The sequence below is a fragment of the Clostridia bacterium genome (genome assembly GCA_024653205.1).
In the GTDB taxonomy this organism is placed as follows: Bacteria; Bacillota; DSM-521; order Neomoorellales; family SLTJ01; genus JANLFO01.
Window position 1 is genome coordinate 99,242 of the sequence record JANLFO010000008.1, and the last position, 10,071, is coordinate 109,312.

At 66.6% G+C, this 10,071-nt stretch carries 10 protein-coding genes; all 10 read left to right on the forward strand.

The genetic code is table 11. The features are described 5' to 3' along the window. Positions 1-23: 23 nt before the first annotated feature. Positions 24-887: a TlyA family RNA methyltransferase gene (locus tag NUV99_06060; GenBank protein ID MCR4419686.1), complete on the forward strand. Its 864-nt coding sequence runs from the start codon at positions 24-26 to the stop codon at positions 885-887. Beyond that, positions 847-1,731: an NAD(+)/NADH kinase gene (locus NUV99_06065; protein MCR4419687.1), complete on the forward strand. Its 885-nt coding sequence runs from the start codon at positions 847-849 to the stop codon at positions 1,729-1,731. The genes NUV99_06060 and NUV99_06065 overlap by 41 nt, the downstream gene beginning before the upstream one ends. Then, complete coding sequence (argR, locus tag NUV99_06070) at positions 1,719-2,195, forward strand: arginine repressor (protein ID MCR4419688.1); 477 nt, start codon at positions 1,719-1,721, stop codon at positions 2,193-2,195. Before NUV99_06065 ends, argR begins: the two co-directional genes overlap by 13 nt. 5 nt (positions 2,196-2,200) lie before the next feature. Next, the gene (recN, locus tag NUV99_06075) at positions 2,201-3,880 is read left to right on the forward strand and encodes a DNA repair protein RecN (GenBank protein ID MCR4419689.1); all 1,680 of its coding nucleotides are present in this window, start codon (positions 2,201-2,203) and stop codon (positions 3,878-3,880) included. 82 nt (positions 3,881-3,962) lie between these two features. Continuing rightward, complete coding sequence (gene spoIVB / locus NUV99_06080) at positions 3,963-5,249, forward strand: SpoIVB peptidase (protein MCR4419690.1); 1,287 nt, start codon at positions 3,963-3,965, stop codon at positions 5,247-5,249. Positions 5,250-5,322: 73 nt separating this feature from the next. Next, positions 5,323-6,087: a sporulation transcription factor Spo0A gene (gene spo0A, locus NUV99_06085; GenBank protein MCR4419691.1), complete on the forward strand. Its 765-nt coding sequence runs from the start codon at positions 5,323-5,325 to the stop codon at positions 6,085-6,087. Positions 6,088-6,223: 136 nt separating this feature from the next. Continuing rightward, positions 6,224-7,351: a putative cytokinetic ring protein SteA gene (gene steA / locus NUV99_06090; protein ID MCR4419692.1), complete on the forward strand. Its 1,128-nt coding sequence runs from the start codon at positions 6,224-6,226 to the stop codon at positions 7,349-7,351. A 27-nt stretch (positions 7,352-7,378) separates the two neighbouring features. Next, positions 7,379-8,050 carry a glycosyltransferase family 2 protein gene (locus NUV99_06095; GenBank protein ID MCR4419693.1) on the forward strand — a complete coding sequence of 224 codons (672 nt, stop codon included), beginning with the start codon at positions 7,379-7,381 and terminating at the stop codon, positions 8,048-8,050. Beyond that, positions 8,047-8,841, forward strand: coding sequence for a hypothetical protein (locus tag NUV99_06100; protein ID MCR4419694.1), 795 nt, complete (start codon positions 8,047-8,049; stop codon positions 8,839-8,841). Before NUV99_06095 ends, NUV99_06100 begins: the two co-directional genes overlap by 4 nt. 6 nt (positions 8,842-8,847) lie before the next feature. Next, positions 8,848-9,963: a DUF3866 family protein gene (locus NUV99_06105; protein MCR4419695.1), complete on the forward strand. Its 1,116-nt coding sequence runs from the start codon at positions 8,848-8,850 to the stop codon at positions 9,961-9,963. The last annotated feature ends 108 nt before the right edge of the window (positions 9,964-10,071 follow it).

A 10,071-nucleotide genomic window follows, 5' to 3' on the forward strand; every position in this document is an offset into this window, starting at 1 on the left:
GGGAGGTAGAGGCCATCGATCGGGTGGAGAAGCAGCGTTTGGACCTGCTGCTGGTGGAGCGGGGCTTGTGTGCCAGCCGGGAGCAGGCCAGAGCCTGCGTGCTTGCCGGCCGGGTGACCGTAGACGGCCGGCGGTTAGACAAGCCCGGTACCCGGGTTCCGGTCACCGCCCGGATTGTGCTTTTGGGTACGCCCCATCCCTACGTGGGTCGGGGAGGGCTGAAGCTGGAACGGGCGCTGGCGGTATTCGGCCTCGACCTGACCGGGAAGGTGGTGCTGGATGTGGGCGCCGCCACCGGCGGGTTCACCGACTGCGCCCTGCAACACGGAGCGGCAAAAGTGTACGCCGTGGACGTAGGGTACGGGCAGTTGGCCTGGAAGTTGCGGCGGGACCCGCGGGTGGTGGTTCTAGAGCGGGCCAACATTCGTTATCTGGAGCCCGGTCGGCTGGAGGAACCGGCCGACGTGGCCACCGTCGACGTTAGCTTCATCTCCCTGTTGAAGGTGCTGCCGGCGGTGAAGAGGCTGCTCAGACCCGGGGGACGGGTTATCGCCCTGGTCAAGCCGCAATTCGAGGCCGGCCGGGAGAAGGTAGGCAAGCGCGGGGTGGTCCGGAGCCCGGCTACCCACCTGGAGGTCCTGGAGCGGGTGGTGCAGGGAGCCAGGGAGTTGGGGTTTGGCGTTGAGGGGCTGAGCTACTCGCCCGTCAAGGGGCCGGAAGGGAACATTGAGTTCTGGCTTTACCTGTCCCTCGAGCATCAGGCGGAAAGGCAGCCCGGACCGGGTGAAATCGAGCGGGTGGTGGCCGAGGCCCACCGGGTCCTGGGCGGGACGAAGGAGCACGGGCATGCGCACCTTGGGACTGGTTCTCAATCCCACCCAGAGTAGGTCGCCGGAAGTGGCCCGGGACATAGCCGAGTGGCTCGGAAGGCACGGCGTGCGGCCGATGCTTGTCCGCGCTCACGCCGCGCTGGCCGGCCTGGAGCGGTGGGGCGTAGAGGAGGAGCAGCTGATCCGAGAGGCAGAGTGCCTGGTGGCCCTGGGCGGCGACGGCACCCTGCTGGCGGCCGCCCGTCTGGCCCTGGCCGGAGGCAAGCCTCTCCTGGGAGTAAACCTGGGCCACCTGGGCTTTCTGACCGAGGTGGAGTTGCCCGACCTTTTTACGGGATTGGAGCGGCTGCTAACCGGCGACTACCGCCTGGAAGAGCGGATGGTGCTCAAGGGCGAGGTCTGGCGGGGAGAGGGACTCGCGGCGAGCTTCTGCGCCCTGAACGACATGGTGGTCAGCCGTGGAGCCTTTTCGCGCCTGTTGGAGCTGCGCACCTGCGTAGAGCAGGACTTCGTGGCCACCTATCCGGCAGACGGGCTCATCGTCAGCACGCCGACGGGCTCTACCGCCTACTCCCTGGCGGCCGGCGGCCCCATAATCGTCCCCTCACTGGAGGTGATTCTGCTCACGCCCATCTGCCCGCATACCTTTTACGCCCGGCCCCTGGTAATCGAGGCCGAGAGACAGGTGAGGGTTCGGGTGGAAACCGAAAGGGCGGAGGCCATGCTCACCGTGGACGGCCAGCGGGGTCACCCGCTGGCGGTGGGGGACGAGGTTAGGGTGACCAAGGCTCCGAAATACCTGCACCTGGTGAAGCTGGGCGGAAGGTCCTTTTTTGAGATCATGCGGCAGAAACTGCGTTTGGGCGAAAGCAAGGGAAGTGGTGGCCTGTGGCTAAGCTAGGGCGGCAGCGCGCGGTTCTGGAGATCATTTCCGAACAGGTGGTTTCCACCCAGGGTCAGCTGGCCTTCGAACTGCGTAAGCGCGGCTACCGGGCAACGCAGGCTACGGTCTCCCGGGACATCCGGGAGTTGGGCCTGGTCAAGGTGCCGGCGGGAGACGGGACCTATCGCTATGCCCTGCCCGGTTCGGCATCTCCCTCGGCGGACGCCTGCGCCCGGATGCGCAGGCTTTTCCGGGATTCGGTGGTCAACGTGGATTACAGCGACAACCTGGTGGTGATCCGAACCCTTCCTGGAACCGCGCAGGCGGTGGCCTCGTGCGTCGACGGCGTGCGCTGGCCGGAAGTCCTGGGTACGGTAGCCGGCGACGACACCATCCTGGTGGTGATAAAACCCAGGAAGGCCGTAGCCCAAGCGGTGCAAAAATTTAGGGAACTGCTGGCGGAAGAGTGGCCGCAGGAGTGAGGCGGATGCTGGCCAGCCTCTACGTGGAAAACCTGGCGCTTATCGAGCGGCTGGAACTGGAGCTGGGGCCGGGATTCAACGTGCTCACCGGAGAGACGGGCGCCGGGAAGTCTCTGGTAGTGGATGCGGTCAACCTGCTGCTGGGGGCCAGGGCCGCTACCGAGCTGATCCGGACGGGCGCCGAACGCGCGGCCGTGCAGGGCGCGTTCTTCTGCCCCGGGTCCGAGACCCTGCGGGTGCGCCTGGAGGAAATGGGAGTCGTGCCCGAGCCCGGCGAGGTCCTGGTGCTGGCGCGAGAACTGAACCGTACCGGCCGGCACCTCTGCCGGGTGGGCGGCCGGCTGGTGGGCCTGGCAGCCTACCAGGAGTTGGGTCGATGCCTGGTAGACGTGCACGGTCAGCACGAGCACCAGTCGCTGCTGAACGGCTCCACCCAGTTGTGGCTTCTAGACGCCTACGGCGGCCCGGAGTTGCTGGCCCGGCGGCGGGCCGTAGGGGATGCCTGGAGAAGATGGCAGAGGGCGGAAGCCGAGCGGGCGCGGCTGGCGCACCTGCAAGAGGAGGAGCAGAGATACCGGGAACTCTGGGAGTTTCAGGTTCGAGAGATCAGGTCTGCCAGGCTGCGGCCCCAGGAGGAGGAAGAGCTTCAGGCCCGGGAGAAGCTCCTGGCCGGAGCGGAAAGCCTTTTGGGAGCGGTGGAGGAGGCCTACAGGCTGCTGTTCGGGGGTCCGGGCGGCACGGGGGCCTACGACCAGATCAGCCGGGCGGCGGGTCAGATCAGGGCGGTGATCGGCCTGGACCCGGCGGCCCTGAGCGAGGTGGTGGGAGCCCTGGAGGAAGTGGCCGCGGGCATCCAGGACCATGCCCGGTTTCTGCGCGATTACCGGGAAGGGTTGGACTTTAGCGCCGAGCACCTTGCCGAGGTGCAGGCCCGCCTGGCCCAGATTCGGCAGTTGCGGCGCAAGTACGGGGGCACGGTGGAGGAAATCCTGAAGCAGGCCGAGGAACTGGAGCGCCGCCTGAAGGAAATGTCGGATCGGAGCGAAGAGCTGGCGCGGGCGGAGACGGAGAGGGCGGCGGCCGAGGCCGATTACCGGCATAAGAGCTCGGAACTGTCCGCCCACCGGCGGGAAGCGGCAAAGCGGTTGGAGGCGGAGCTGGCGGGAGTCCTGGTCGACCTGGCCCTTCCCAACACCGTTTTCGTCGTGAACTTTACCGCCGCGGCGCCCGGCCCGGCCGGGGAAGAGGCGGTGGAGTTCCACTTCAGCTCCAACCCGGGTGAGCCGCCGCGGCCGGTGGCCAAGGTGGCTTCGGGCGGAGAGCTTTCGCGGCTCATGCTGGGCCTCAAGAGCATCATGGCCGAGAACGACGCCATCCCCACGCTGATCTTCGACGAAGTAGACGCGGGTCTGGGGGGTGCGGCCGCGCGGGCGGTAGGAGAGAAGCTGCGGCAGTTGAGCCGGTGGCACCAGGTAATCTGCGTCACGCATGCGCCTCAGATCGCCGCCTATGCCGACCGTCACTTCTTCATTGCCAAGGAGGAGGCGGGAGGCCGGACGGTGGTGCGGGTGCGGGAACTGGGCCGGGAGGAGAGAATAGGTGAACTGGCCCGCATGCTGGCCGGGCGGGTAGACGACGCTTCGCTGAACCACGCCCGGCGCCTGCTCGAGGAAGCGGGGGCATAAAACCTAGGGGCAGGGGTTAACTTAACGCTAGATCATCCTGGCCAGGACGTCGGGAAAAACCAGGAGCGTGGTCCATTCACCTATGCCTTCGGGTAAAGGCCGGACGTTCTGGCTTTTTTCCGCCCTGCTGGCGGCAGTCCTGTTCTTCTCCTACGCCCTGTACTCGGTGCCCGAGGAGCAGCGCCTGGGCATCGGCGAAGAGGTCCGGCTGGAGCTGGCGCTTCCGGCCAGGCTGCTGTCCGGCCTGGGACGCTGGCAGCCCTCGGACGGGGTGAACTGGCCGGTGGCCACCCGTCCCGGCAGCCTGCACCTCAGGCTGGAGCTCCTGGGCCTTATCCCCGTAAGAACGGTTACGGTTCACATCGTGGAGCCGCCGGAAGTAGTGCCCGGAGGACACTGCATCGGCGTGCTTCTAAGGACTTCGGGAGCGGTAGTGGTGGGCTTTGCGCCCATTACCTCGGGCGGGGGCGAAACCGTCAATCCCGCGCGGGAGGCGGGGTTCGTCCTGGGAGACACCATAACCCGTATCGACGGCCACACCGTGGCCGGCGAGGATCAGGTTGCCTATCTGGTGGATCGGGCCGGTAGGGCGGGAAAGACGGTTCGGGTGACGGTGCGCCGGGGCGGCGAGCTGAAGACCCTGGTGGTGCGGCCGCTGTTCTGCCGGGAGACCGGGCGCTACCGTATCGGGCTCTACGTGCGGGACAGTGCGGCAGGGGTAGGCACCCTTACCTTCTACCTGCCCCGGGAAAAGGTTTTCGCCGCCTTGGGGCACATGGTAGTGGACAGCAATAGTGAGCCTGTTCCCCTGGCGGACGGCCGCATTGTGGGCGCCAGCGTCCAGGGTATACAGCAGGCCAGGCAGGGCCGGCCGGGGGAGAAGATCGGGTTGTTTCTGGATCGCACCGATCTGCAGGGCAGTATTCTGCGTAACACCAGGTTTGGCATCTTCGGTTCCCTGGACAGGCTGCCCCGGCGCTCGCTGTACCGGCAGCCGGTTCCGGTGGCCCTGGCCCACCAGGTGCACTCCGGGCGGGCGGAGATGCTGACGGTGATAAACGGGGAGGAGATCGAGCGCTTCGAAGTGGAGATCGAGCGGGTCATGCCCCAGCAGCGGGAGGACGGCCGGGGCCTGCTGTTGCGGGTCACCGATCCCCGCCTGCTGGCCCTGACCGGCGGCATAGTGCAGGGCATGAGCGGGAGCCCTATTCTGCAGGACGGCACCCTGGTGGGGGCGGTTACGCACGTTTTCGTGCACGATCCCACCCGGGGCTACGGGGTGCTGGCCGAGTGGATGCTGGCGGAAATGGGCCTGTTCGGGAGGGCGGAGGTCGAAAAACCGAAAAGATTGACGATTGGCGGTCTCTAGCAGGATTTCTTCTCCGGGTGTCGAAACAGCCTTTGTCAGGAAGATATTTCCATTTACTGGGGAGGGAGATCAATTGAACGAACCCATAAGCATACTCATCGCCGATGACCACCGGGACTTTTGCCAAGTATTAGTTGATTACGTGAATTCCCAGGCCGACTTCCGCCTTCTGGGCGTGGCCCATAACGGTGAGGAGACCTTGAGGCTAATTGCGGAGAAGCGGCCGCAGGTAGTACTGCTGGACATCATCATGCCCCATCTCGACGGGCTGGGAGTCCTGGAACGCCTGCAGGCCGTACCTCCGGGCCAGCGGCCGCGGATCATCGTGGTCACCACCGTGGGGAACGAAACCACCACCAAGCGTTGCCTGCAGCTGGGGGCGGACTACTACATCCTGAAGCCCTTTGATCTCGAAGTCCTGGGCATGCGCATCCGCCAGTTGGCCAACGGGCAGCCTCTCTCCTCGCCCGCCCCCTCCCGGGGCAGGAATCTCGATCTGGAGGTAACGCGGATCATTCACCAGGTGGGCGTACCCGCCCACATTAAGGGTTATCAGTACCTTCGGGAGGCCATTCTAATGGTGATCGAGGAAATGAGCCTTCTGGGGGCGGTAACCAAGGAGCTCTATCCTTCCATAGCCCGCAAGTACAATACTACGCCCAGCCGGGTGGAGCGGGCCATACGTCACGCCATTGAGCTGGCCTGGGAACGGGGAAATCTGGAGATCATCGATCGTCTGTTCGGATATACGGTAAGGGTAGATAAGGGTAAGCCGACCAACTCGGAGTTCATTGCCATGATTGCGGACAAACTGCGTTTGGAATCCAAGGCCTCGTAAAGGCAGACCGTAACGAAGCGTAACCGGGCTGCCGGGGCGAGGAAGCGCCTCTTTCCCCTTCGCGCGCAGGCGCGTATCGCCGCGAGACCGTATTTCTCCCCGGAAATAGTTGCATAATAGGCTCGGGTGATAGGCCTTGCGCATCAAGGGCCGGGCCCGGGTGGACCGGCGCACCAAGCATCTGGTACAGAGGCTTAAAGCCCACGAAATTGCCATTATCGATCACCCCGACCTGGACGCCGTGGCCGCCGAGGGCCTGGCCCGGCGTCGGCCCCGGGCGGTGGTAAATGCCAGCGCCTCAATCACCGGGCGCTACCCCAATTCCGGCCCCCTGCGGCTTCTCCGGCAGGGCATACCGCTGCTGGACGGGGTGGGGCTGCAGGTGCTGGAGGCGGTGCGGGAAGGAGAAGCGGTCGAGATCGTGGGAGAGGCGCTTTTCTGCCACGGGCAGGAGGTTGGCCGCGGCCGCTGGCTGACGGCCGAAGGAGTGGAGACGGCGATGCGGCGGGCCCGGGCGAACTTTCCCCGGGAGCTGGCCCGCTTTATAGAGAACACCCTGTATCGCGCCCGCGAAGAGGTGGAAGCGGTCCTCGGGGGGCTGGAAATACCGCCCCTGGAGACGGAGTTCGGCGATCGACAGGTTCTGGTGGTGGTGCGGGGGGAGCACTGCCGGGAAGACCTCGTTGCCCTCCGTCCCTACATAAGGGAAAACCGGCCGGTTCTGGTAGCCGTAGACGGGGGCGCGGACGCCTTGCTCGAGTGCGGGTACCGGCCCCGGGTCATAGTGGGGGATATGGACAGCGTAACCGACAGCGCCCTGCGCTGCGGAGCGGAGCTGGTGGTGCACGCGTACCCCGACGGCCGGGCGCCGGGACTGGCGCGGCTTGAGCCCCTGGGCCTGGCGGACGAGGCCAAGGTGGTGCGGGCTCCGGGCACCAGTGAGGATCTGGCCTTGTTACTGGCGCACCAGCTCGGGGCCTCGCTGATCGTAACCGTGGGCAGCCACTCCAACGTGCTCGATTTCTTGAACAAGGGAAGGCAGGGTATGGCCAGTACCCTCCTGGTTCGTCTCAAGGTGGGGTCCTCCCTGCTGGACGCCAAGGGCGTAAGCCTCCTGTATCGCCAATCCTTTCGTCTCCGCCTCTTGCTGGAGCTGGTGGCGGCCGCGCTGGTGCCGGTACTGACCGCGCTCCTTGCCGCCCCGGTGACGCAGCAATTACTCCGCCTGGCCGCCCTGCGCCTGCGGCTGGTCCTGGGCGTTTAGGAGCCGGTTGGGGAAAGGGGTGGCCGGGTGCTGGCAGTAATCATTCCCGCCTACAACGAGGAAGAGACCGTGGGCCAAACGGTGGAGGCCTGCGCCCGGCTGGCTCCGGTCTCGGAAGTGATCGTGGTGGACGACGGTTCGCAAGACCGCACGGCCGAGGCGGCGGCCGGGGCGGGGGCACGGGTACTGAGGCTGGCCCGCAACTGCGGCAAGGGGCAGGCGCTCAACCTCGGTCTGAGGGCCACACGGGCTCCCTTCCTGGCCTTTGTGGACGCCGACGTGGGAACTACCGCCTGCGAGTTGGAGCGCCTCTGGGAGCCGGTTGAGGCAGGCCTGCTGGATATGGCCATAGGGCGGCTGACGGGCGGGCAAAAGGGTAGAACGCTGGGATTGGTAAGGGCCCTGGCCGGGTGGGGTATCTACCGGCTGGCCGGTTGCCGGCTGGTTGCCCCTCTTTCCGGTCAGCGGGTATTGGACGCCCGCGTGGCGAAGAGGCTGTATCCCTTGGCCGGCGGGTTCGGGGTAGAGGTGGATCTGACCGTGCGGGCGTTGTGGGCCGGGTTCAGGGTGGGGGAGGTCCCGGTAGCCATGAGCCACCGGGTGACCGGTAACGATTGGGCGGGGCTGGTGCATCGGGGTCGCCAGTTTTGGGAAGTGGGGCAGGCCTTGATACGCGCGGCCCGGAGCACAAGATGGTGATCGTTGAGGCGGCCCTGGCCGCTGCCGTTACCTTTTTGGCCCTGAAGTGGCCCCGGGCCTGGCCGCAGCGGCCCAACTACCGCGGCCTGATCGTGGCCCAGGCGGGCCCGGCACCGGTCCTGGGAGCGGCCGTTGCCCTCCTGCCTGCCCTGGCGGTCGAGGGCCCGACCGGAAAGGCCGGCCGGGTGCTTCTCGCCCTGATGGTCCTCGGTGCCGTGGGCCTTCTGGACGACCGTCGGGGCGGGGACCGGGTCAAGGGGCTTAAAGGTCACCTGCGCTACTGGCGGAAGGTGGGACCGGATACCGCTCTGCTCAAGGTGATCGGAGGTCTCGGCGCCGGAGTGGCGGTTGTTGCCCGCAGGTCCCTCCCCTGGTGGGAGGCGGGACTGGAGGTGGCAACCGTGGCCCTGGCGGCCAACGCGCTTAACCTTCTGGACCTCCGCCCGGGCCGCGCGCTCAAGGGGTTCTTCATCCTGGCCGGAGTATTGGCGGGCCTCGCCGGGGGAAGAAGCGTTCCCCTGTTGGCGCCGCTGCTGGTAGCCGCACTGGTATTCTTTCCCTTCGACCTGCGCGAACGGGCCATGCTGGGCGATGCCGGAGCCAACAGCCTGGGCGGGGCACTGGGCGCAATCGTCACCCTTCACTGGGGCGCGGCGGCGGAACTGGGGCTGCTCGCCGCCCTGGCCGGGTTGCACTGGTATGCGGAAAGAGCCTCCATCACCCGCCTGCTGGAGCGCGTGCCCTGGCTGGCGCGGTTAGACCGCCTGGGGCGGGCGGCACCAAAGGGGTAATGCCCGTTGTTGAGCAGTAAGGTGGGTACGGTAGTAGACGTAAAGGAAGACCTGCCGGGATACACGGAGCTGCTGGTGGAAATCGAAGGAGAACGTACACCGGCAATCAACTACGGAGCGCTGACCGGACCGGCAAGGATCGGAGATCGGGTGCTGTTGAACGTAACCGCGGTAGAGCTGGGGCTCGGTACCGGCGGCTACCACTTCGTAATGGCCAATCTCAGCGGCGGGTGTACCACGGCTTCCGGTCCGGGCCACATCATGAAGCTCCGCTACACCCCTTTGCAGTTCAAAGTGCCGGCACTGGAGGAAGAGAACTCTCCCTACCGGGCGGCGCTGGAGCGCTGCTCTTCTCTGGCCGGCATGCCGGTCATTGCCGCGCCCCTGCACAGTCTTGTGGCGCCGGCCGTCGCGGGCGTAAAGGTTGCCAACCCCGGTCTGAAAGTGGCCTATGTCATGACCGACGGCGGGGCCCTGCCCCTGGCCTTCAGCCGGCTGGTCAGGCGCCTGAAAGAACGGGGGCTGCTGGCGGCCGCCATCACCGTGGGGCACGCTTTTGGGGGCGATCTGGAGGCGGTTAATCTTTACAGCGGGCTGTTGGCCGCCAAGGCCGTGGTCAGGGCCGACGCGGCGGTGGTGGCCGTGGGGCCCGGTCACGTGGGAACCAGCAGCGCCTGGGGTTTCAGCGGGCTGCAGCAAGGGGAGGCGGTGAATGCTGCCTGGGTATTGGGGGGGAGGCCGGTGGCCGTACCCCGGCTGAGCGGCGCCGACCCTCGCCCCCGCCACCTGGGCCTGAGCCATCACACCGTTACGGCCCTGGGAAGGGTGGCGCTGGCTCCGGCCCTGATCGCCCTGCCCGTGCTTCCCGCCTCGCTCAGGGACCGGGTGTACCGCCAGATCCGCGAAGCGGGATTGCCGGACCGGCACCGGGTGGTGTCGGTTGACGGCCGGCCGGCCCTGGATCTGCTGGAGGGGGAGGGCATCGGGACGGAGAGCATGGGAAGGACCCGGGAGCAGGACGAGGTCTTCTTTGCCGCCGGGGGCGCTGCCGGCATCCTGGCCGCCCGGCTGGTCGAGCCGAGGAACGAGCCGGAGGTTGCGGAAACTCCCGCTCCTGGTTAGGGCCATAGGCATGCCCCGGAGGGTGCGGCCTGACGTATCCCCACTTTCGAGTTAACTTGAGTTGACTGGCGGTACCGGGTGCTCGCCTGAGTACATTGGCAACTCGCC